The 22,153-nt window shown below is 33.6% G+C and carries 21 protein-coding genes; 4 read left to right on the top strand and 17 right to left on the bottom strand.

All coding sequences use genetic code 11. The features are described from left to right. Positions 1 to 2 precede the first annotated feature (2 nt). On the bottom strand, positions 3 to 854 hold the full coding sequence (locus AC1DVP_RS12790; protein ID WP_477183861.1) for an aldose 1-epimerase family protein: 852 nt from the start codon (positions 852 to 854) through the stop codon (positions 3 to 5). Positions 855 to 1,112: 258 nt separating this feature from the next. Between AC1DVP_RS12790 and AC1DVP_RS12785 the strand changes: the two genes are divergently transcribed. After that, positions 1,113 to 3,386, top strand: coding sequence for a M1 family metallopeptidase (locus AC1DVP_RS12785; protein ID WP_477183860.1), 2,274 nt, complete (start codon positions 1,113 to 1,115; stop codon positions 3,384 to 3,386). An 82-nt stretch (positions 3,387 to 3,468) separates the two neighbouring features. On the opposite strand, the gene AC1DVP_RS12780 is transcribed toward AC1DVP_RS12785, so the two are convergent. Beyond that, entirely contained in the window at positions 3,469 to 4,509 is a 1,041-nt protein-coding gene (locus AC1DVP_RS12780) for an agmatine deiminase family protein (protein WP_477183859.1), read from the bottom strand. Between the two features lie 1,132 nt (positions 4,510 to 5,641). Between AC1DVP_RS12780 and AC1DVP_RS12775 the strand changes: the two genes are divergently transcribed. Continuing rightward, positions 5,642 to 6,898 (top strand): OmpA family protein, encoded by a 1,257-nt coding sequence (locus tag AC1DVP_RS12775; RefSeq protein ID WP_477183858.1) that lies wholly within the window; start codon positions 5,642 to 5,644, stop codon positions 6,896 to 6,898. Positions 6,899 to 6,978: 80 nt separating this feature from the next. Here AC1DVP_RS12775 and AC1DVP_RS12770 read toward each other — a convergent pair whose 3' ends face one another. From AC1DVP_RS12770 to AC1DVP_RS12755, 4 genes are all read right to left on the bottom strand, one after another. Next, positions 6,979 to 7,866: a carbon-nitrogen hydrolase gene (locus AC1DVP_RS12770; RefSeq protein WP_173504706.1), complete on the bottom strand. Its 888-nt coding sequence runs from the start codon at positions 7,864 to 7,866 to the stop codon at positions 6,979 to 6,981. Positions 7,867 to 7,998: 132 nt separating this feature from the next. Next, the gene (locus AC1DVP_RS12765) at positions 7,999 to 8,616 is read right to left on the bottom strand and encodes an NAD(P)H-dependent oxidoreductase (protein WP_477183857.1); all 618 of its coding nucleotides are present in this window, start codon (positions 8,614 to 8,616) and stop codon (positions 7,999 to 8,001) included. Between the two features lie 163 nt (positions 8,617 to 8,779). Next, the gene (locus tag AC1DVP_RS12760; protein WP_477183856.1) at positions 8,780 to 9,646 is read right to left on the bottom strand and encodes a helix-turn-helix domain-containing protein; all 867 of its coding nucleotides are present in this window, start codon (positions 9,644 to 9,646) and stop codon (positions 8,780 to 8,782) included. A gap of 342 nt (positions 9,647 to 9,988) precedes the next feature. Further along, positions 9,989 to 10,579 carry a DUF7010 family protein gene (locus tag AC1DVP_RS12755; protein ID WP_477183855.1) on the bottom strand — a complete coding sequence of 197 codons (591 nt, stop codon included), beginning with the start codon at positions 10,577 to 10,579 and terminating at the stop codon, positions 9,989 to 9,991. A 575-nt stretch (positions 10,580 to 11,154) separates the two neighbouring features. Here AC1DVP_RS12755 and AC1DVP_RS12750 point away from each other — a divergent pair. Further along, complete coding sequence (locus AC1DVP_RS12750) at positions 11,155 to 12,171, top strand: LLM class flavin-dependent oxidoreductase (protein WP_477183903.1); 1,017 nt, start codon at positions 11,155 to 11,157, stop codon at positions 12,169 to 12,171. 55 nt (positions 12,172 to 12,226) lie between these two features. Here AC1DVP_RS12750 and AC1DVP_RS12745 read toward each other — a convergent pair whose 3' ends face one another. The 5 genes from AC1DVP_RS12745 to AC1DVP_RS12725 all read right to left on the bottom strand — a co-directional run bounded on the left by AC1DVP_RS12745 (position 12,227) and on the right by AC1DVP_RS12725 (position 15,148). After that, complete coding sequence (locus AC1DVP_RS12745) at positions 12,227 to 12,907, bottom strand: HAD family hydrolase (protein ID WP_477183854.1); 681 nt, start codon at positions 12,905 to 12,907, stop codon at positions 12,227 to 12,229. 11 nt (positions 12,908 to 12,918) lie between these two features. After that, positions 12,919 to 13,788: a DUF808 domain-containing protein gene (locus tag AC1DVP_RS12740; RefSeq protein WP_477183853.1), complete on the bottom strand. Its 870-nt coding sequence runs from the start codon at positions 13,786 to 13,788 to the stop codon at positions 12,919 to 12,921. A 245-nt stretch (positions 13,789 to 14,033) separates the two neighbouring features. Then, the gene (locus AC1DVP_RS12735) at positions 14,034 to 14,417 is read right to left on the bottom strand and encodes a hypothetical protein (RefSeq protein WP_477183852.1); all 384 of its coding nucleotides are present in this window, start codon (positions 14,415 to 14,417) and stop codon (positions 14,034 to 14,036) included. A gap of 72 nt (positions 14,418 to 14,489) precedes the next feature. Then, positions 14,490 to 14,846 carry a hypothetical protein gene (locus AC1DVP_RS12730; protein WP_477183851.1) on the bottom strand — a complete coding sequence of 119 codons (357 nt, stop codon included), beginning with the start codon at positions 14,844 to 14,846 and terminating at the stop codon, positions 14,490 to 14,492. Positions 14,847 to 14,863: 17 nt separating this feature from the next. Then, a complete protein-coding gene (locus AC1DVP_RS12725; protein ID WP_477183850.1) occupies positions 14,864 to 15,148 on the bottom strand; it encodes a YtxH domain-containing protein in 285 nt (94 codons plus the stop codon). A gap of 411 nt (positions 15,149 to 15,559) precedes the next feature. Between AC1DVP_RS12725 and AC1DVP_RS12720 the strand changes: the two genes are divergently transcribed. After that, on the top strand, positions 15,560 to 16,015 hold the full coding sequence (locus AC1DVP_RS12720) for a hypothetical protein (RefSeq protein ID WP_477183849.1): 456 nt from the start codon (positions 15,560 to 15,562) through the stop codon (positions 16,013 to 16,015). Positions 16,016 to 16,252: 237 nt separating this feature from the next. On the opposite strand, the gene AC1DVP_RS12715 is transcribed toward AC1DVP_RS12720, so the two are convergent. The 6 genes from AC1DVP_RS12715 to AC1DVP_RS12690 all read right to left on the bottom strand — a co-directional run bounded on the left by AC1DVP_RS12715 (position 16,253) and on the right by AC1DVP_RS12690 (position 22,140). Further along, positions 16,253 to 16,477, bottom strand: a complete 225-nt coding sequence (locus AC1DVP_RS12715; protein WP_477183848.1) for a heavy-metal-associated domain-containing protein — start codon at positions 16,475 to 16,477, stop codon at positions 16,253 to 16,255. 64 nt (positions 16,478 to 16,541) lie between these two features. After that, on the bottom strand, positions 16,542 to 18,959 hold the full coding sequence (locus tag AC1DVP_RS12710) for a heavy metal translocating P-type ATPase (RefSeq protein ID WP_477183847.1): 2,418 nt from the start codon (positions 18,957 to 18,959) through the stop codon (positions 16,542 to 16,544). A gap of 78 nt (positions 18,960 to 19,037) precedes the next feature. Beyond that, positions 19,038 to 19,598, bottom strand: a complete 561-nt coding sequence (locus AC1DVP_RS12705) for a helix-turn-helix domain-containing protein (RefSeq protein WP_477183846.1) — start codon at positions 19,596 to 19,598, stop codon at positions 19,038 to 19,040. Positions 19,599 to 19,624: 26 nt separating this feature from the next. Next, positions 19,625 to 20,176: an antibiotic biosynthesis monooxygenase gene (locus tag AC1DVP_RS12700; protein WP_477183845.1), complete on the bottom strand. Its 552-nt coding sequence runs from the start codon at positions 20,174 to 20,176 to the stop codon at positions 19,625 to 19,627. A gap of 978 nt (positions 20,177 to 21,154) precedes the next feature. Beyond that, positions 21,155 to 21,673 carry a TlpA family protein disulfide reductase gene (locus tag AC1DVP_RS12695; RefSeq protein ID WP_477183844.1) on the bottom strand — a complete coding sequence of 173 codons (519 nt, stop codon included), beginning with the start codon at positions 21,671 to 21,673 and terminating at the stop codon, positions 21,155 to 21,157. A 131-nt stretch (positions 21,674 to 21,804) separates the two neighbouring features. Then, positions 21,805 to 22,140 carry a nuclear transport factor 2 family protein gene (locus tag AC1DVP_RS12690; RefSeq protein ID WP_477183843.1) on the bottom strand — a complete coding sequence of 112 codons (336 nt, stop codon included), beginning with the start codon at positions 22,138 to 22,140 and terminating at the stop codon, positions 21,805 to 21,807. Positions 22,141 to 22,153 lie beyond the last annotated feature (13 nt).

The following is a 22,153-nucleotide window of genomic DNA, read 5'->3' as shown; positions in this document are numbered from 1 at the left end:
TTTTATAGAATTTCAATACTGAAAGCAGAGTGAAAAGTTTTATTCGGATCCAAGATCTGAATTCCTTCTTTATCTAAAATTGAGCCGGATTTGTCCACAGTATCAGAATATCCAAACCACGGTTCAATACAAATAAAAGGAGCATTTGGCGGAGTCCAAATTCCTAAATCTGGAAAACCAGGATAGCTCACTTTCAAAAACGGTTTCGAATTTTCTAAAACAGTAACCGATTTGGATTTTATATTTTTAAAAACCAAAGCATCATTCTCAAATAATTTGTAATTCAAATGCAATTCGTTCTGATCTAATGATAGTGTGTTGGTTGTATTTGAAATTAAGCCATCTTCCAATAAATAATAATTTAAAGTATTTTTTTCTTCAAAGACTAAGCTGTAATTTTCAAAATTATTTGGCAAATCAAATGCAGGATGCGCTCCGATTGAAAAAGGCATTTTTGATTCTCCTTTGTTGAATACTTTGTATTCTATTTTCAAGCTTTTGTTTTCCAGCGTATAAATTAGGTGCAGATCAAAATCAAAAGGATATTTTACTTTCGTTTCTTGTGATGCGAGCAATGAAAAAACTGCACTGCTATCTTGTTTGTCAATTAATTTAAATTCCATTTCACGGGCAAAACCATGACGCGGCAAATGGTATTCAGAATTGTTATGCTGATAGGTGTTATCTTTTAAAGTGCCTACAATTGGAAATAGAACAGGGGAATGCTTTCCCCAAAATTCAGGATTTCCATTCCAGATGTATTCTTTATTTAAATTATCTTTTAAAGAGCATAATTCGGCTCCCATATGTTTTATTTCTGCAGTTAAAATGGAGTTTGATATAGTTGTGGTCACAATAATTATTGTTTTAATTGTTAAAATGCTATTGTAAAGATATTTTATAATTCTTATTTAAAGAAGAAAAACTAAAGTTTTATTTGAAGCTAAAATCAATCAAATTCTTAATTTTAACTAGAAAATTGATTTTTTTTCCATTAATTTGCTTTAGAATCATTAAAAACATGAAATATGCACAAATAAAAAGTCAAAATATATCGGTTGCTATTGTGTTAATTAAATACTGTTTAAAATAAAAATAATAAATATCTGCATATGAAAAACAATCGTTTTGGAGCCTTACTTCAAATGGCTTTATTAATTGTGGTTAATGCCTCATGGAGTCAAGAAACTCCAGCTTCTGGCGCCTCTTCTTCCAATCCCGTTTCAAAGTATGATTATCATGATGCTTTTGGGCCATTTTTTTATACCAAGGATGCAACGCCAACACGTTCTGCAAGCGGTGAGCCAGGTTATGCCTATTGGCAAAACAGAGCAGACTATAAATTAACTGCAAAATTAAACGAAAAGACAAATGAAATTGTTGGTACAGATATTGTAACCTATACCAATAACAGTAATGATAAAATGTCATTTGTTTGGATGCATTTGGATCAAAATTTATTTAAAGCCGATTCAAGAGGAAATGCTCTTATACCATTAAGTGGAAGCCGAAATGGCGCCAGAGGCGAAATTTTTGACGGAGGTCATAAAATCAAATCTGTTAAGATCGTATCTGCTTCAAAAGGAAAATCTGTTGAAAAAGAGGCAAAATACATTATTACCGATACCAGAATGCAGGTTTTTCTTCCAGACGATTTGAAAGCAAAAGGAGGAGTTGTTACTATTAAAATTGACTTTTCTTTTATTTCCCCAAAAGAAGGTTCGGATAGAACGGGAGTTTTGGATACTAAAAACGGCAAGATATTTACTATCGCACAGTGGTATCCGCGTATGTGTGTTTATGATGATTTGAGAGGATGGAATACGAATCCATATTTAGGAGCATCAGAGTTTTATTTAGAATATGGTGATCTTGATGTAAATATTACTGTGCCTTCTAATCATATTGTAGTTTGCTCAGGCGAATTGTTAAACCCAACGGCTGTATATTCTGCTGCTGAGCAAAAAAGAATTGCTCAAGCGAAACAAAGCGAAAAAACAGTAATGATACGTACTGCCGAAGAAGTTGCAGCCAATGCTTCAAATGCAGGAACTGCTTCTGTAAAAACATGGCATTTTAAAATCAAAAATGCGAGAGACCTTTCATGGGCATCATCACCAGCATTTATTTTAGACGGAGCCAGAATCAATTTGCCAAGCGGTCAAAAATCACTTGCATTATCAGCTTATCCGGTTGAAAGCGCTGGAAATGAAGCCTGGGGACGTGCTACCGAATATACTAAAACTTCCATTGAGAATTATTCTAAAAGATGGTTTGAATATCCTTATCCAGTAGCTACCAATGTGGCGGGAAATGAAGGAGGAATGGAATATCCAGGAATTGTTTTTTGCGGTTGGGAATCCAAAGGTGAAGATTTATGGGGAGTTACAGATCATGAATTTGGCCATGGCTGGTTCCCAATGATTGTAGGATCTAATGAGCGTTTATTTGGATGGATGGATGAAGGATTCAATACTTTTATCAATTCAATAAGTTCGGCTGATTTTAATAATGGCGAGTATAAAAGTAAAGTAACGGATCTTCATAAAAATGCTGATTATTTTACAAATCCTAATACTGAGCCGGTAATGAGTTCACCAGATAATATGAAAGAAAAAAATATTGGTCTTTTGTGTTATTTTAAGCCTAGTGCAGGACTGATAATGCTTAGAGAACAAATATTAGGGTCAGAACGTTTTGATTTGGCTTTTAGAACTTATGTTGAGCGCTGGGCTTTCAAACATCCGGCTCCGGATGATTTTTTCAGAACGATGGAAAATGTAGCTGGTGAGGATTTAAGCTGGTTTTGGAAAGGATGGTTTGTTAATAACTGGCGTTTGGATCAAGGAGTAAATTCGGTTAAATATGTAAAAAATGATCCAGGTAAAGGAGCTGTAATTACTATCGAAAATTTTGAAAAAATGGCTATGCCTGTGATTTTAGATGTAAAAACGAAAAGCGGAAAAGTAACCCGAGTAAATCTGCCTGTAGAAATCTGGCAGCGTAATGTGGATTGGTCTTTCAAAGTAAATACTGCTGAAGAAATAGAAAGTGTTATTATTGACCCAGATCATGCGTTTCCTGATGTGAACGAAAGCAATAATACTTGGAAATCTGATAAAGGAGTAATCGAGAAAGATATTATCCTAGACGGTTATTTAGGAAAATTTTCTACAAAAGCCGCTCCATTGAAAATAGAGATTACAGAGAGCAACAGTGTACTTTTTGCAGAAATTACAAACTATCCCAAATTTGCTTTGACACCAATAGGAAAGGATCAATTTGAATCTAAAGAAGCAGGAGTTACGTTTCAGTTTAATGAAGCTAAAACTGGATTTGATATGATTATCAGTTCCAATCAAAAATTGCCTTTTACAAGAGATTAAAAAAGGTTCTCTGTAATAATAAAAAAGACTTGCTGATAATTTTCAGCAAGTCTTTTTTATTTATGAACTGTTTAATATTTATCTATTCTGGAATCTGCTGGCTTAAGCAATGCAATGTTCCGAATCCCCAAATAAAATCAGTAGCGCTAATTCCGATGATCTCACGGTCTGGGAAACATTCTGTAAGAATATTCAAAGCAATTCTATCATTACTGTCATTAAAGGTAGGAACCAGAACGCAGTTATTCAAGATTAAGAAATTGGCATAGCTTGCAGGCAAACGCAATCCTTCAAAATCAATTCGTTTTGGCATTGGAAGAGAAACTATAACTGGCGCTTTTCCGTTTTCCAGTTTAGAATTTTGCAGCCGTTTTAAATTGTCCTGCAAAGGTTTGTAATTGCTGTCATTTGGGTCCAATTCAATTATGGTGACTATGGTATCTTCGTTTACGAAGCGGCATAAGTCATCGATATGTCCGTGTGTGTCATCACCTTCAATTCCGTCTCCAAGCCAAATCACATTTGTTATTCCTAAGTATTCTTTGAAAACAGCTTCGTAATCTTCTTTTGTAAAATTAGCATTTCGAACCTGAATAGAAGGATGCATCAAACATTCTTCGGAAGTCAATAAAGTGCCTCGGCCGTTTACATCAATAGCACCGCCTTCAATAATAACAGGCTTGCCTTTATGCATTACTTGAGTTACAGGAATGTTTAAAAATTCTCCTACTTTGGCAGGAACATGTTTGTCTAAATTGATGTTCTTGTATTTTGCCCAACCGTTGAAATTGAAATTCAATGCTTCTCTTTCGGTACCGTTTTTTACAATAATAGGGCCAGAATCGCGCATCCAGCTGCGGTTAGTTTTGTGTAAAATGAAAGAGACATTGCTCGTTTTTACGTGAGCTGTTTCCAGCATTTCGCTTACTTTATTTTTTTGGTTTTCATCGGCAACTACCAAGAAGACTTGTTCGTATATAGCAACTTTTTTGATGAATTCAACAAATGCCCATTGTACGGCTTCATATTTTCCAGGCCAATCTTTGCCATTATGCGGAAAACACAATAAAATCCCTTGTTGCTTTTCCCACTCTGCAGGAAATCGTCTTGTAAATGTAGTCATAGATAGATGCTAATTGAAATGCGTGCAAAGATATGTAAACAGCAGGATTAATAAAAGTGGGAATTGTGAGTTATTGGCTGAAAGTTATTTGGATTGTTGCCAAAAATGCCAATTATTTCCTTTTAGTCCTGATGGAAGCGGCATCTCCCGATTTAGAAAAACAAGGCTTTTTGCCGTAGTTTTTGTTAATCGGGAATACAGCGGACAGCAGGAAACCATTAATCCTGAAAATGCCTTTTGTTTCTCTCCTTAATTTTTTTTTGAATTCTAAAAGACTAGAAAAGCTATAATTGGTATGTTAAAGATTTCGTAATATTTTCTTATTAAGTTACTAAGATTTTTCAGGGTTTAGTTGATTGTAAATAAGAGTATTAATTGAAAAAAATCTGCCAAAAGTAAGTGAATTGCTATTGGCAGATTTTTTATTTATGGTATTTTGAACTTATTCTAGAGTTTATCGGCTTAGGTAATGCAATGTTTTTAACCGTGCGTTAAGATTCTAAATTAATTGTAAAATTGGCTGTTTATTGTTTATATGTAATTAATGATGCATTAAAATTAATTTTAGATATTTTTTGTCGTTAAATAATTACTTTTTTTGTTAAAATATCAATTTATAGGTATTTTAATTTATTGATAAAAAAGCATAAAAGATATTATTTTTGGTTTTTTATTAATATTTTTAGAGGTGAATATGTTAAAATTCAGAATATTAATTTAAAAAAAGGAAAGGTGATGTAAAATTACTCATATATTTATACTAAATTTGAAAACGTAATCTAAATACTAACTAAAAAATGACATTATGAAAAGTTGCAGCACTACTGTTTAGTTTTATATTTACTGATGTTTGGTTGCATAAACTATTACATCTAAAATATGAAAAAACAAAAATAGATCTTAATTGAAGAGAAAGCCTTTCAATATCTTTTACTCAAATAAAAAATAATTACCCATCAGTTTTTCATTGCATCATGAAACTTCATTAATGAAATAAGTAAATTTAACTAATTGCTATTTCAGCTAATTCTAAAAAAGCCCCAAATTTTTTTAATTAATATTAGTATTCTTTAACAATTTTAAAATGTATTTGAACTTTGATTTAAATCGTTTTGAATTAAATTTTTATATTATGAAAAAAAAATTATCTTTTTTATCTTTATTATTATCATTAGCAGCAAATGCACAGGATGTGAATACCGCTTCATCTCAATCTTCAGTTGATAATACTGCGTATAATAAGTGGTCTATTGAACTAAATGCCGGTGCGACTAAACCGATCAGAGCAATAACAAACAAATATTTTACCCCTACCTTTAATCCGACTCATATAGATTTAGGAGCAAGGTACATGTTAAGTCCTAAATTTGGCTGGAAACTTGATTTTGAATATGACAAATTTAGTGAACGAGATAATACTCCGCCGTTTGAAAGTACTTATTTAAGAACGAGTCTGCAGGGAGTTATTAATCTTGGTCGAGCTTTAAATTTTGAAACTTTCACCAATACATTTGGATTGCTGTTTCATACTGGTTTGGGAGTTTCTCAATTAACTTCTAAAGATGGTTTTGAAGGTGAGGACTATATGGTTAATGGAATTTTTGGTCTAACTGGTCAAGTTAAGCTAAGCAATCGAGTTGCTCTAACTGCAGATTTAAGCGGAATTCTTCATGGAAGCCAGAATTATAACTTTGACGGAATGAAAGCATCATCTTCAATGGCAATTGACGGTGTAATAATAAATATAACTGCTGGTTTAACTTTTTACTTAGGGAAAAACGAAAAACATGCTGATTGGGTTGGTGGAAAAACAATCTCTGATGATTTAGAAAAAAGAGTGAGGCTGTTAGAAACGAGTCTTTTGGATTCTGATAAAGATGGTGTAGCAGATTTGTATGATTTAGAACCAAATTCTATTACCGGAGTTGCTGTAAATACAAAAGGACAATCCATAGATCATAATCAAAATGGCGTTCCAGATGAATTAGAAAGCTACTTAGACAAAACGTATGCAAAAATAGGAAATGTTCCATCGAATAATAATATAGAAGAGCTGATTAACGCTGGATATGTGAATGTCTATTTTGATTTTAATTCAAAAAATCCAACTAGCGCTTCTTTGCCTGGAGTTGGTTTCATTGTTAAATATTTACAAAACAATCCTTCTAAAAGTGCAGATATCATAGGTTATGCTGACGAAATTGGAGATTCAGGCTACAATACCGAATTATCAAGAAAAAGAGCTGAAGCTGTAAAAGAAATAGCTGTAAAAGCTGGAATTGATGCTTCCAGATTGAATGTAATCGCTAACGGAGAAGATGCTTCGGTGAATAAAAATTCTAAAGAGGCACGTCAAATCGTAAGAAGAGTTAGTTTTAAAGTAAAATAAATTCTAAAACAATAAATGGTATAAAAAAAGCCGTTTCAAATAATTTTTTTGAAACGGCTTTTTTAATATGGCAAATTGTATTAATCAATAGCTCTTTTGGTAATATCTCCAAAGGCATCAATTCTTCTGTCTCTGAAGAAAGGCCAGTTCTGACGCACATTTTCCTGTAAATCCAAATCAACTTCGGCAATCAGGATTTCTTCTTTATCGTGTGAGGCCTGCGCCAAAATTTCACCTTGTGGTCCAGCTATAAAAGAAGATCCCCAAAACTGAATTCCTGCAGTTCCTTCAATATACTGTTCTAATCCGATTCGGTTAGCTGCAGCTACATACACGCCATTGGCAACTGCATGACCTTTCATCACGTTCATCCATGCTCCGTGCTGGTTTTCACCATATTGTTCTTTTTCAAGCGGATGCCATCCAATTGCTGTTGGGTAAAATAAAACATCGGCACCTTGTAAGGCTGTCAATCGAGCTGCTTCTGGATACCATTGATCCCAACAAATTAAAGTTCCTATTTTTCCTTTCTCGGTAGGGAAAGCCTTGAAACCTAAATCACCTGGAGTGAAATAGAATTTTTCATAGAAATGCGGATCGTCCGGAATGTGCATTTTACGGTACAATCCAGCCTCTGTACCATCTGTATTAATGATGTAAGCGCTGTTATGGTAAATTCCAGCCATTCTTTTTTCGAAGAAAGGAACGATGATTACCACTCCCAATTCTTTTGCCAAAGCGCTAAAAGCAATAAATGAAGTGCTGTATAATGGTTCTGCCAAAGCAAAATTATCTACATCTTCACTTTGACAAAAATAATGACTGCTGTATAACTCCGGCAACGAAATCACCTCAGCTCCTTGATTGGCTGCATCACGCACCCAGCTTAAGCATTTTTTAAGGTTGTTTTCGGCAACATCATTTAAATTCAATTGAATAACCGCTATTTTGTATTTCTTCTTTGACATGTTAAAAAAATTAGACTGCAAAAATAGTTAATTTTTAAAAGAGTAACAGTACTGGCTTTTGGATTTTTTTAAAAGTTAAAAAGGCTCGTTTTTTGTGTACGTACTTAAGAAAAATGATTTTACTTGATTGATTTATTTTTCGTTTTGAAAGCCTAAAGTTTTTTCTAAATGTTTTGGATAGTTTTCTAAATCATTGGCAATATTTTCACTTTTGAAAATATCAAAACAATTGTAATCTGGCAAAATATCATAACCGCAGAAACGATAATTACTAGTAATGTGTAAAAATAAATCTGATGTAGTTTTACCTTGAAATAATTGCTGTTCTGGGTTGCCAAATGCTTCTTCGGGTGCGTTCCAAGTGGCGCAAACCATAAATTTTTTGCCTTGCAAAAGTCCGCCTGTTCCATATTGTTTAGTAACATCTTCTCTTGTTCTTCCGTCGCCTGTTAAAAACTTTTTGCTTGCTAAACCGTTATTAAAAACTTCATCTACATACTTTTTATAAATCCAAGGCGCCCCAAACCAATTTACTGGTGCTTGAAGAATTACAATGTCTGCCAGTAAATGTTTTTCTGCCTCTTCTTCTGCATTGTAACCTTCTTCAATTTTTGTTTCTAAAATTTCAAAATCTTTTGCTTCAAAAAAGTTTTTTGCCTTTAGAATAAATGAATTATTTAAAGTTCCTTCTGTCCAGTTTGGATAGGTTAAGTGTGTATTAATTAGTAATACTTTTTTTTGTTTTTCCATTTTTATATAGTTTGTTATTTTAATTTCTCTTTTTCTAATGAGAACCTGAATAATGTAACAAATGTAGAACCTTGCTTAACAGCTAGAGGAAACAGATTACCACTAAAAAAGAAACAAATTACTTATAACAAAAAACGCCTTGATTAAAGGCGTTTTCATTGTGTTAGTTTTTGGCGATTGCTTGCAATCGGTATTCTTTTGGGGAAAGATTTACCTGTTTTTTAAAGAATTTTGAAAAGTAATTTGGGTATTCAAAACCCAATTCATAAGCAACTTCTGCGGTGTTTAATTTTTTATTTTCAACTAATAACTCTTTAGCTTTTTTAATTACAAAATCGTGAATATTTTCGAGTGCAGATTTTTTGGTAAAATGTTTTATGATATCGCCCAAATAATTAGCTGTTAAACCTAATTTGTCTGCAAAATACTGAACATTTGGAAGTTGTGATACTGGTTTGTTGTAATAATCAATTAAGCTTTGTTGGAAATCCATTACAATCCGATTGTATTCTTTTGGGTCGGTTGAAAATTGTCTTTTATAAAATGCTTCCACTAAAGAAACCAAAACATTTACATAGGATAGCAATACATTGAAATTTTGCTTTTTACTTTCGTAATATTTCATCATCAATTTGAAAACAGCACTGATTTCCTGAACTTCTTCGTTAGTCAAATACAATGCTTCATGTTGTCCATAGTCAAGATAAGTTTTAAATAAATATCGATTTTCTTCAATTATTTTTTTAGAAAGTTGCAGATACATTCCTTGATAAGTTGGTTCAACATCCCAATCCGCAGGAACTATCAAATTTGGGCTATTGAAAAACGCCGCAGTTATAGGTTCACTTTTTGGTATTGTTTTGTTTACAACATTTATTTTTATAGAGATTCTGTAAAAGTCAACCGTTATTGGTTCAGATTTAGACAACATATTTGGAGGGTCATAATAACCAACGTCAATATCATTGTCTAAAGGTTCATCCAAACCAAGATATTCATTATATTTTTTAAAGTCTTTAAAATGTTTCATTTTATTTTCGCTTTCTTATCTTGGAGGTCAGTTTGGAAAAATGGCAAGTTGCTTATGTAAATAATACTCCCATTAATTTGAGTGGTTTTTCATTGTGCTTACAGTAAATATAGGATTTAAATTTTTAAAATTGGAATACTGTTTATAATCACAAGGTAGTATCATTCCAATTGAAAATGAAATATGCTCCTAGTAATTTTGATTGTGTAAATTCAAAAAAAAGCAACTTGTTATGGAATTGCCTTTATGTTTTTTGGGTCTTTGCAGGGTGTAATTTTAAACAACAATATAAAATATTTGAAGACTTAGCATCTGCACATAAATATTATCATTTTTTAATCCTTACGTCTTTATTATTATCTTGCGAGCATGGAGATACACAAAAAGTCCAAAGAAAATTTCAATTCCTGCGCCTGTCAAAGCGGATATATAACACTTTGCATTTAATGAAAATAGTATATAACCTGCAATCCCCAAAAATCCGCCTAAAATCCAAAATAATCGATTTCCAAATATTGTATTAAACGTTAAATATCTGCCTCCAATTATCATTAGCATACCAGGGAAAAACCATTCAATCCGTTGAAGGGAAAGTTCATAAGCAAGAGGTATACACATAAGCATATAGAATGTGCCTTCCATAGCAAGACTTGCTAATGGATTATTTTTACTATGAGTTCCGCTAACTCCAATTATTTTATTAAAAATTGTGCTTATGGGATGAATAAGAACTCCACCAATAAGAAGCGTCCAAACAGCTTGTCTAGATGAATAATTATAAGCAACAAGACTTGAAGTTAACCATATAAGCCCCGAAACCACTATACCGGTAGCACCATACATATGATTATTTCTCATTTCTGTTTGTGCCAGTTTTACAGTATCAATATTTTCTATCTGCGTAGTTTCCGTATGTGTATTTTGGTTTTTCATTATTTTATAAAATTTAATTAGAAAACGATTTGACATCTCTCTTTTTGATCTTTTGATTTAAGAATAAAGCTTATTTCTTCATTCCCTAATTGATTTTTGAACATTTAAGATTTATACTTAATAGTATTATCTTTAATTTCTGCATGTCAGCTTGTAATTATCCAATTTGTCTTTGTCATATTGTTATGTTGTTTTTGTGTTACTGCCAACTTATTTACGCTGTAATGTATCACATATCCATTCAATTTTGATGTATTTGCATTATGACTGTAGTAAATATATGTATTTAATTTCAAAAACAAATTCTAATAACATAAGCTTGCATCATTTCAACTGAAAAACTAAATATCTCGCCTAGCCCTGATGGGAGCAAATATCCTTTTATGCCGTCTCGTTCCAAAAGACGAGAGGCATAAAAGATATTGCGGACAGCGGGACTGCCGCTGATGAAATGACAAATGCTTCTGCTCCTAAATAATTGCAAAAAAAATCGTTCTAAATATTATAATTGAATTAACATCTTGGCATGAATACCCTAAGCGGTAATGATTAAATTTGTGCAAACTATGATGAATATGAAAACCCCAATTCCGATATCTTTACTTGAGTTAGCCATAATTACCGAAGGCAGCAATGCTACTGAAACGATGCAGAAAACCAAAGAGCTGGCACAGTTTGTTGATGGTTTGGGCTACAAGCGTTTCTGGCTGGCCGAGCATCATAACATGGCTCATGTAGCGAGTACGGCAACGGTGGTTTTGATTGGATATGTGGCGAGCCAGACACAAAATATACGTGTGGGTTCGGGGGGAATTATGCTGCCGAATCATTCTCCGTTGATTATTGCCGAACAGTTTGGGACATTGGCGACTTTGTACCCTGACCGAATTGATCTTGGCCTGGGAAGAGCTCCCGGAACCGATTCGCAGACAGCACAAGCCATAAGGAAAGACTTTTTTGAGGAATCACAGCGGTTTCCTAAGAATGTGTCGGCATTACAGGATTATTTTTCCGAGGGAAATGCTACAGCGAGTGTCCGCGCTTTTCCAGCCGAAGGGACAAACGTTCCTATCTGGATTTTAGGATCGAGTATGGACAGTGCCACATTGGCGGCGGCTTATGGATTGCCGTACGCTTTTGCGGGACATTTTGCGCCGAGGCAGATGATTCAGTCTTTTGAGTTTTATCGGGAAAACTTTAAGCCATCGTTATATTTGGATAAACCCAAAACGATGGCGTGTGTCAATGCAATTGCTGCCGATACAGATGAAGAAGCCGAAATCCTGTCTACCAGTTTGTATCAAATGTTTCAGAATTTGGTTCAAAACACGAGGGAACCGTTACAGCCTCCAGTGGATTCCTTGACCGATCTCATGAATGACATGAGCGAAGAAGCCCGTTTTCATGTCAACCAAATGACGGCTGGCTCATTTATAGGCAGTATGCAGACATTGGCCAAAGAATTAAAAGAATTTATCCAATATTCCCGTATCGATGAATTGATGATCAGCAGTCCCATATACAACCATCAGGATAAATTAAAAAGCCTGCAAATGCTCAAAGAAGTTGTGGACAGTATTACTATTGGCTAAGTTCGATTAGTGTTTTTTCGAAGCAAAAATATAAGGCATTTTCGAGTTATAAAGATTACTGTTGTGTTAATATAACAGCATTTTCGAGCTGTAAAATCTGGATTAGATCCAAAGGATTGCTTATCACATATTTTGCTCCGGTTGCAATCAATTCTTCTTCTGGACGATATCCCCAAGACACGCCTACTGCAGTCATATTGGCATTAGCTGCCGTTTTCATATCGATTCCGGAATCTCCCGCAAAAATGATTTCTTCGGTTTTTAATCCTAAGCTTTTGCATATTGCGATGGCTTCAGATGGGTTTGGTTTTTTTAGTGCTTCAATGCTTAATCCTACTACAGTTTCAAAATAGCCAGGAAATAAATCGGCGGTGATTTTCTTGGTAAGCTCATCCGATTTATTCGAAAACACACTTAGTTTTATATTATTAGAAATCAACTGATCCAATAATTCGATAATCCCATCGTATGCTTTTGTTTTGCGGGTGCAATTATTGCTATATTCTTCAATCATTAATTGGTAGCAGCTATCGATATGTTTTTCATCATTATTGGTTTTTGGCAACGATTTGCTTACTAGATTTCTAAGTCCGCTGCCAATGAAATACTGATAGGTTTCATAACTGTGGGTAGGGTAGCCGAGGCCTTGAAGAACACTGTTCATAGCATCGGCAATGTCTTCTAGTGAATTAACTAGTGTGCCGTCCAAATCAAAAATAACACCTTTAAATTTCATTTTCATTTTTTTTATTTCTTTCTAATTATCTTTTTGAACACAGTTACTATTCCTAAAACAATAAAACCGATTATAAGTCCGAAACTAAATTCTTTTATAAAAGAAGGCAATTGAGGAAATAAATGATGTAAAAAATCAATATTGTGCACAAAAATGCCACCAGCCACCGAAAGCAAAGCTATTGTGCCAATCACGGTCAGACTTTTAATTACTTTTGGTAAAGCCTGCACCAATATATTTCCTATTCGGTAGGATAAGCTGTTTTCTTTAGTACTATGTTTAATGAGTTTATAACCGAGTTCGTCCATTCTAACAATCATCGCAACAATGCCATAAACGCCTACTGTGGCTAGAATAGCAATTATTGAGACCACTATAATCTGTGACAGCAATGGTTTTTCTAATACAGTGCCTAGCGCAATAATCACAATCTCTACCGATAAAATAAAATCGGTTACTATCGCTGATTTTATTTTATCTTTTTCTAGCGCTAAGATTTCCTCTTCAGTGTATTCTTTAATTACAGTTTCGGCAGATGCATGTTCACGATGAAATAGATATTCGTATATTTTTTCGGCTCCTTCATAAGCTAAATAAAGTCCGCCAAGGACTAATATTACTATAACTGCCAAAGGAAAAAAAGCACTTAACAAAAAGGCAATTGGCAAAATGATTAATTTATTGATGAGTGAACCTTTTCCAATGGCCCACAATACAGGAAGCTCTCTTGATGAAATAAATCCAGAAGCTTTTTCTGCATTAACCGCTAAGTCATCGCCTAAAATGCCTGCAGTTTTTTTTGCCGCAATTTTACTCATTACAGCAACATCATCCATAATTGCTGCGATATCATCTAATAGTACAAAAAAGCCTGATGCCATTATAATTGTTTTAGAAACTGAGTTTAATTTTGGTGTTTTACCAAAATTTTTMTCCTTAGCCTTGATTTTTTATTGATGCGAATCTACTAATTTTTACTGGAATTATTGATTGGAATTTACCTGTGGCTATTAAATTTTATTCAGTTTTTTTGCTAGGAAGGAAGTGTTTTTTGTTTTATAAATTTTAATCAAAAAAAAACACCAGCATCTCGGCTAGCGTATTATTGTATTCCTAAAAATTGTATTTACTGATTATTTCTTTTAAAGAAGTTATTGAAAAGAGCAGTTCCAACTGATTTAATATTAATCGAATGTTTTGAAATAACATTTGTTATAGCAAATTGAAGAATTGTTCCGATTACTTTTTTTAAAGTACCGCTGTTCTCATCGACTATAAGTTTTTTAGAAATGAATCCAATAGCCAGCCCGATGACATTACCAATTACATCTTCTTTTATTTCAGGTGAAGCAGTAATTTCATGGACAAGATTTTTCATAAGATTAATGGGCTTTATGCTTTCATAAGTGATATGAAACTGTTCTTTTAACAACCGCAGATCAGTATGGTATAGCTGTACGTTAAGAAAAATTAACTCATTTAATGCATCGGTTTCGTTAAGCTTTTTCATAGGAACCATTTTTAATATGTAAATAATTTAATTAGATAAAGACTATTAACTGTCTATTTTTTAATGATGTACTCAATTATGTCTTTTTTTCTTCATCAGTTGTTTGATAATAGAATTGCTGATAGGATATTTGAGCCATCGTTCCCGGAAAATGCGAAGAAGAATTGCTGTAAGGAAATAAAAGGCTCCAATTATAAAGAAACCGTAAAATGCATCACCCAATAGTTTTCCTACCCATAATGCAGCACCAATACTAAAAATTATGATTGACAACACAACTGTCATACTGACAACGAGCAATGAAAATAGGGATGAAACTATTTCGGCCGATTTATCGACAGCGTTTAGCTTTACCAATTTCAGGGTTGTTTTTGCGTAATCTTCAGCACGCTCAAAAAGAGTGTCTATAGGTGTTGTATCGTCAATCATAATAAGTTTATTTATAATTAATAATTTGATGGAGGTCTATTGATGTCGTTTTTTACTTCATCAAATTTTGCTTTCCCATTTTGGGCGATACTTTCTGCATCATTTTTCACAGCTTGAAATTTTTCTTTCAAAGTCTCTGTAATACCGTTATATTTTGATTTTAAATCATCTGCATAATCATTTCCTTTGTCTAAGATTTGCTGACGGGTTACTGAACCTTTTTCTGGTGCAAATAAGATTCCTAATATTCCACCAACGGCAAGTCCTGCCAATGTTCCTAATACTACTTTACCTGTGCTCATGATATTTAATTTTTGAATGTTATTGAATTAATTTTATTTATATGAATTTAAATTTTTAACTGCATTGTCCTAAAAGAAATCTGATAATGACAAAAACTAAAATAGTGCCAAAACAGCCACTGCCTATTTTTTGCTTCATAACCAGCTAATTGCCCTTTGAATATATTGTTCATAATCTTTTATTTTATGAGGCTGTTTTTTTGAAGTCTATTGCTTATTCTCAACAATGTAAAGTTGCATTACTTTGCTTGAAAATGTTTTATATTTCTTTTTAAAAAAGTTATAAAATTTACATATCATCACAAGTAGTTGTTGAGATAAAGTACAGATTATGTTTCTAAACTTGAATTTTAATTGTTACTTTTATTATAACCAGAATTTTAAAGAGAAAACTTAAAATTTATCGATTGTATGAAATTTCGAAATGTATTCCGTTTTGTTTTGCTGATTACCATAATAGTTTCATCTCTAGTTTCCTGCGCCAATGATGAAGATATAAATACTGTCGATGAAATAGGAGATACCATAAAAAATGGTACTTGGAAAGTTGCCTATTTTTATGATTCCGGCGTAGATAAAACTCAAAATTATGCTGGATATAATTTTGTTTTTAGCGAAGATGCATTATTGACCGCTACAAAGGAAACCAATACTAATACTGGTCTATGGTTTGTATCCAAAAGTACCAGCGATGCTGATTTATTCAGTAACATTTTTAAAGTGTCATTGGGCTCTCCTGAAGTTTTAATCCATTTGAGCAGGGATTGGAAAGTAATGGAGAATACAGGAAAGTTTTTGATGCTGAAAGATGACAGTAGAGGGGAGTTGGCAATAAATCATTTGACTTTTGAAAAAATTGAACAATAAATATAACCAGTTAATAGAAGCATCTATCTGGCTTTATTAACTGGAGTTCTATTAATTTGAAGCAGAAATATTAGGCATATTTGGTAATATTGTCCCGTTTTTCGTTATAATCTTACAAGCCCTCTCGCTTTTTGAAGCGAGAGGGCTTGTAAGGATTTTTACTTCATTGAGGCTAAGAGCTGATATTGTTTTTTACTATCATTTAAAAAGAAAATTGAAATAATAGAACTCAGGTTATTAGTTTAACAATTCAATTTTAAATCCAGCTTCCTGTACTTTTTGCATGATTTTTTCTTTGGTAATGCCGTCAGTCTGCACGGTAAGAATTTTGTCTTTATTGGCTGTGTTGACTTCCCAATGGCAAATGCCTTTGGCTTCATTAAGAAAAGGTGTTACTTTGGCGATACAGCCATCGCAGTTGATGTTGGTTTTAAATTGTAAGCTGATATTTTCTGTTTTCATGTTTTTTATTTTTAAAGAGATTAATGTAAATTCGGCAAAATAGATTTTGGAAAATTTATGTTTGTTATTTCTTCCATTTTAACCGTAAGCTATTACTCACTACGCTCACGCTGCTTAAGGCCATAGCTGCACCTGCAAGCATCGGATTCAATAAAAATCCGTTGAAAGGGTATAGAATTCCAGCTGCAATAGGGATTCCGATCAGGTTGTAGATAAATGCCCAAAAAAGGTTTTGCTTTATGGTAGCAACAGTTGCTTTTGATAAGCTGATGGCTTCAGGCACTTTTTTAAGGTCTGACGAAATGATGGTCATTTTTGCGGCATCCATTGCAATATCGCTTCCCTTTCCCATCGCAATGCTTACATCTGCTTGCGCCAGTGCTGTACTGTCGTTAATGCCGTCGCCAACCATCGCCACCACCTTGCCGTTGTTTTGGAGTTCTTTTACGAATATTGCTTTTTGTTCTGGTAATACTCCAGCTTTATAATGACTGATGCCAACGCTTTTTGCTATTGCTTTGGCAGTAGCTTCATTATCGCCTGTTATCATATATACGTCAATGCCGTCTCTTCGCAGTTCGGTAATAGCGTCTTTAGAATTTGGCTTTACTTGGTCGGCAATGGCATAAATGGCCAAAGATTTTTTGCTATTAGAAAACCAAATAACGGTTTTGGCTTCTTCACTCCATTGCGCTGCTGTTTTTAGCAGTGAATTTTCAATGGTAATTTCTTTTTCTTGCAATAAAGTTTTATTGCCGACGAAATAGGTCTCGCCTTCAAAAACAGCTTTTGCACCTTTGCCTGTAATGCTTTCAAAATTTGAAATGGATATTTTTGTTTGTGCCTTTAAATACTTCACTACAGCTTCTGCCAATGGATGTTCTGACTGCTTTTCTATGCTGTATAAAATTTGTTTCAGCTGATTGTCATCGGCTGACCAAAATTCATTGGTCACAAGTGGTTTTCCTTCTGTTATCGTTCCAGTCTTGTCGAGAACAATTGCATTAATTTTTTGGGTTTGCTCCAAACTTTCAGCATCTTTTATTAAAATCCCCATTTCGGCTCCTTTACCAACTCCTACCATAATTGCTGTGGGTGTTGCCAATCCTAAGGCACAGGGACAAGCAATAACGAGTACCGTTACCAAAGCCATTAAGCCATGTGTAAAGCCATTATTTCCGCCAAAAATTGTCCAAATAATAAGTGATGCAATGGCAATTACTATTACTATTGGTACAAAAACGCCTGCAATTTTATCGGCCAATTTCTGAACAGGAGCTTTACTGCCTTGAGCATCCTGCACCATTTTTATGATTTGGGCAAGCATGGTGTCACTTCCTATTTTTTCTGCTTTGAATTGAAAACTTCCTTTTTGATTAATAGTACCCGAAAAAACTTTTTCGTTTTCCTTTTTAAATACTGGAACAGGTTCTCCGCTCAACATGCTTTCGTCCACATAAGAATTACCGCTAATCAGTATTCCGTCTACCGCAATTTTTTCTCCTGGTTTTACCAAAACGATGTCTCCAATCTGAACTTGTTCAATAGGAATTTCCATTTCATGTCCGCCCTCGTTAATAATGATAACCGATTTAGGCTGCAAACCCATCAATTTCTTGATTGCTGCCGAAGTGTTCCCTTTGGCTTTTTCTTCCAGAAGCTTCCCCAATAAGATAAAAGCGATTACAACTGACGAGGCTTCAAAATATACATGGGCGTGCAATCCTCTTTGATGCCAAAAAATAGGAAAGAGCGTATTGAAAACGCTAAAAGTATATGCAACTCCTGTACTCAAAGCCACCAATGTGTCCATATTGGCAGTTCGGTGTTTGGCTTGTTTCCATGCGTTTATAAAAAAATCCCTTCCCAGCCATAGAACCACAGGAGTACTCAATAGCCACATGAACGCATTAGCATACGGTATATTCATAAAAAACATGCTAATAGCGACCAATGGTACAGAAAATGCCAATGCCCAATACGTTCTTTTTTTTAGCGAGGCAAATTTTTCAAGCTGCAGGTTTTCTATTGTACTGGTTTCGTCTTTATTTTCTTCAACCAATAAATCATAACCGCCTGACTGCACAGCTTTTTTGAGAGCTAAGGGATCAATTACCCCCGGAATATATTCTACGGCTACGGTTGCTGTTGCAAAATTTACTGCTGCATTTATAACGCCTTGCTGTAATTTTAAAATGCTTTCTGCATTGACAGCACAAGAGGCGCAGCTCATTTCTAAGACAGGAAAAGTTTTTATGATGGTAGTTACGTTATAGCCTAAATCCCTGATAAGATGTACTGCTTCTGAAACTGTTTCGGCATTATTCGCCTGAATGACCGCCCGCTTGTTATTCAGCTCGACTTTGTGGGAGTTTAGTCCCTGCAGTTTGCTCAAGCCTTTATCTACTATTAAGGCGCAATGTTCGCTTTCTACACCTTCGAGAGGCAGAAAGACTTCGGTAGTATTTGTTTTTGTTGCCATGTTATTTTAATTACACAGCAAAGGTCGCAGCACTTTCCGCCTTTCATGTTACTTGATTATAGATAGTATTTGTAACATTTACAGTTCGTCTAAAGGCCTGCGTTTGGCCTCCTTGATATTTTTGAAATAAGTTGGGGTAAGACCAGTAACTTTTTTAAATTGATTGCTTAAATAAGCGACGCTGGAATAGTTCATTTTAGCTGCAATTTCGCTCAATGATAGCTCATCATATACCAATAATTCCTTTACTTTTTCTATTTTTTGAGCTATAAAATACTTCTCAATAGTAGTGCTTTCTGTCTCAGAAAACAGATTGGAAAGATAGGTATAATCATGATGAAGCCTGTTGCTTAAATAGTCAGAGAGGTTGGATTTTAAATCACTGTTCTGATGATGGACGATTTCGATAATAGAAGATTTGATTTGGCCTACAATTCGGCTTTTCTTGTCATCAATCATTTCAAATCCTAATATTTTCAATTGTTGGCTAAACATTTCTTTCTCGCTATCGGTCATTTCATTGCCTAGCAGCACTTCGCCCAAAGTAATATTTAAAGGCTGATAGCCAAATTTTTCCAATTCGTTTTTCACTGCCATAATACAGCGGTTACAAACCATATTTTTAATATAGAGTTTCATACTAATTTAAAATTCTTTAATAGGTTTTATTTGTAAAGCCATTTTTTAATTAATTTGGTATAATTGGGCATCAGCCAATATACCATAATAAAAACAATACATCCTGAAATAAATAATGAGCCGATAAATTTAGTGTCGGGAAAGTTTAATGCTTTTAAAATTGGCAATACAATTAGAGGAATTAAAATTGATAAAGGATAAATAGCAGACCAAGTGACTAAATATTGTTTCCATCGAACTGGGACTTTTTGTTTTTCAGTCTCAGTCTCAAAAAGGAAATCCAAACCTGATCTAATAAGATATTTATCGTCTTTGGCTAAAAAAGGTTTAACTTTTTCTATGAGATTTTTTCTCTCTTCAGACTCCATCCAGCTTTTTAGGTTTTCGATGGTGTCAAATCTAATAATTACTGTGTAAATGAAAGTCAAATTGAGAATAGGCCGAATTATTTGCCAGTCAATGTTGCCAGCAAAGCTTCTGCATATTGGACCAATTTCATTGAGCCAATCTTCATATTGCTTTTGTTTTCCATTTAAAATATGATGATTAATTACAACAGATGCACCTTGATTTTCCATCTAAAATATATTTATCGGTAATTGATTTATGGTTAGGCTTTGGAGGCTGCGTCCAGCGCGTTATTGCTAGTACGGTTTAGGACTAAATTAGCCTAAAATTCTCTAAATGCAAAACGAAATTAACGATAGTAAATTCGTGCTATCTTTTATTATTAGAAAAAAATAAGCAAATAATTCATTGCATCTAAATTCTAATTTTCAAAAGCCAAGCTGTTTAAAAATCTGCTTGTGTTTTGCTGTCTTTGAACAATGCTCTTGGATTTTCTGAATCTATATTCTTTTAGTTCCTGCGGTGTTCCTCAAATGGCTCTTTCCTTTGCGGTTTGCATATTATTGGTTCCTCGGCTTGTGTGGTGAAGTCTTGAGATTTTATGGGATGTATGTCGGTGATCCATTTTAGATATTCCCATAAAAAAAATAAAAAACTATAAACTATATCATATAGAGATGCAAAAAAGGCAACTAAAAGTTTTATAAAATCATAACCCAAATCATATAGAGTCGCAAAAAAATCAATTAAGATGTTTATTAGTGATGTTTTTTTATTTTTGGATGCAGAGTTCATAATAGCAGTTGTATTTTATTCCTTTTGATAATGAAAAGAGCTAAGCGTTTTCTTTATATTTTTAAATTATTTGAAAGCCAAAGGATTACCGTTTTTTAGCTTTCAAAACGTGGGATAAAATTAGTTAAACTTTATTAAAATACGGATAAAATACATTTGTTTAATTTTAAATAAAGAAAAAGATTACTTTTTAAAACAATAAAAATCTGCTTAAAAATGCTGCTTTTCTTTCTTAGCGTTTCATTTACAATGTTTTGATGGATTCTTTCTTCAAAGACTTTAATTGTGCAGTCGAATTATGTGTTCAACCAGGGTAGGGAAGTCGGAGCTTATACAGTGTGTGTGACGAAAGAGGTATTCTGAAAGCTTTAGGGAATTGCAGAACTAGTTTTTTGAGTTGCGTAGTGGATAAATTACAGTAATGATTTTATTTTTTCTTTTAAAATTTTAAAATCTTCATCACTATAGCCAACTGAAATGTAAATGATTTTTCCGTTTTTATCAATTAAATAATTTCGGGGGATGTATTGCGTGGCAAATTGGTTATAAATTAATTTTCCTTTATCAGGACAAATTTCGAAGTTAAAGTTTTTTAATTTTATGAAATTATTAATTTCGTTCAGACTATGGTCTCTGCCAAAGCTGATTAACTTAAAATTGTTATTTGATTTGTATGGTTCCCAAATTTCTTTTTCTAAAAGAGGCATTTCAACCATACATGGGCCGCACCAAGTTGCAAAGAAATTTATTAAAATTACTTTGCCTTTAAATTCAGAACTTTCGTGGCTTTTACCATCTTTGTTTAAATAGTTGAAAATTGGAAATGAATCACCAATTTTTAGCACCGAGCTTTTTGTGTAGTCATCGTTACTGCTTTGTGCATTCGATAAAATTGATGTTAAAAAAAAGGAGATTAGTATTAATTTTTTCATGTTTGATTAATTTATTAAGTTATCAAATGTAAAAATAAATCATAAGATAAAACTTAAAATAATCCGTTTTTGGGTTTTAGGTCAATGCTGTTGCTAAGATATGATATTGCAGCCTGTTAAACCTGCATCGGTTAATATTTTAAATCTGCGGTTACTGTTGTTATTTTTTGATTCTTGAAGGTAAAATCAAAGATCCCTCCAATTTTCCCCTCAGGAAATTCACCAGTAAATTCTACTTCCATGTGAGCGGTATTATCCAGAATAGCTAATTTTACCAGTTTGGTTTGTGTTTTATAACCAATAAAATAACTGGTAAAATACTCCCGAATTCCTTTATGTCCCACAAACTTTCTGCCTACAGAAGGATCGTCCAATACTGCATCTTCTAGGTATTTTGCCAAATACTTTTCGGTATTATAACTGTTGCTTATTTCCAGCCAGTCTAATAAAAATGCTTTTATGTCCATTGATTATGAAGTT

This window comes from Flavobacterium sp. P3_A6 (assembly GCF_056403035.1).
The sequence above is the reverse complement of the archived record's forward strand: the minus strand, read 5'-3'. Positions and strand labels throughout refer to the sequence as shown.

Coding starts and splice junctions, on each gene's coding strand:
- AC1DVP_RS12700 (WP_477183845.1), bottom strand. CDS start 20,176: ATGGAAAATCAAGGTGCATCTGTTGTAATTAATCATCATATTTTAAAT.
- AC1DVP_RS12770 (WP_173504706.1), bottom strand. CDS start 7,866: ATGTCAAAGAAGAAATACAAAATAGCGGTTATTCAATTGAATTTAAAT.
- AC1DVP_RS12775 (WP_477183858.1), top strand. CDS start 5,642: ATGAAAAAAAAATTATCTTTTTTATCTTTATTATTATCATTAGCAGCA.
- AC1DVP_RS12740 (WP_477183853.1), bottom strand. CDS start 13,788: ATGGCATCAGGCTTTTTTGTACTATTAGATGATATCGCAGCAATTATG.
- AC1DVP_RS12765 (WP_477183857.1), bottom strand. CDS start 8,616: ATGGAAAAACAAAAAAAAGTATTACTAATTAATACACACTTAACCTAT.
- AC1DVP_RS12750 (WP_477183903.1), top strand. CDS start 11,155: ATGAAAACCCCAATTCCGATATCTTTACTTGAGTTAGCCATAATTACC.
- AC1DVP_RS12745 (WP_477183854.1), bottom strand. CDS start 12,907: ATGAAATTTAAAGGTGTTATTTTTGATTTGGACGGCACACTAGTTAAT.
- AC1DVP_RS12755 (WP_477183855.1), bottom strand. CDS start 10,579: ATGAAAAACCAAAATACACATACGGAAACTACGCAGATAGAAAATATT.
- AC1DVP_RS12735 (WP_477183852.1), bottom strand. CDS start 14,417: ATGAAAAAGCTTAACGAAACCGATGCATTAAATGAGTTAATTTTTCTT.
- AC1DVP_RS12710 (WP_477183847.1), bottom strand. CDS start 18,959: ATGGCAACAAAAACAAATACTACCGAAGTCTTTCTGCCTCTCGAAGGT.
- AC1DVP_RS12760 (WP_477183856.1), bottom strand. CDS start 9,646: ATGAAACATTTTAAAGACTTTAAAAAATATAATGAATATCTTGGTTTG.
- AC1DVP_RS12725 (WP_477183850.1), bottom strand. CDS start 15,148: ATGAGCACAGGTAAAGTAGTATTAGGAACATTGGCAGGACTTGCCGTT.
- AC1DVP_RS12780 (WP_477183859.1), bottom strand. CDS start 4,509: ATGACTACATTTACAAGACGATTTCCTGCAGAGTGGGAAAAGCAACAA.
- AC1DVP_RS12705 (WP_477183846.1), bottom strand. CDS start 19,598: ATGAAACTCTATATTAAAAATATGGTTTGTAACCGCTGTATTATGGCA.
- AC1DVP_RS12695 (WP_477183844.1), bottom strand. CDS start 21,673: ATGAAAAAATTAATACTAATCTCCTTTTTTTTAACATCAATTTTATCG.
- AC1DVP_RS12715 (WP_477183848.1), bottom strand. CDS start 16,477: ATGAAAACAGAAAATATCAGCTTACAATTTAAAACCAACATCAACTGC.
- AC1DVP_RS12720 (WP_477183849.1), top strand. CDS start 15,560: ATGAAATTTCGAAATGTATTCCGTTTTGTTTTGCTGATTACCATAATA.
- AC1DVP_RS12690 (WP_477183843.1), bottom strand. CDS start 22,140: ATGGACATAAAAGCATTTTTATTAGACTGGCTGGAAATAAGCAACAGT.
- AC1DVP_RS12730 (WP_477183851.1), bottom strand. CDS start 14,846: ATGATTGACGATACAACACCTATAGACACTCTTTTTGAGCGTGCTGAA.
- AC1DVP_RS12785 (WP_477183860.1), top strand. CDS start 1,113: ATGAAAAACAATCGTTTTGGAGCCTTACTTCAAATGGCTTTATTAATT.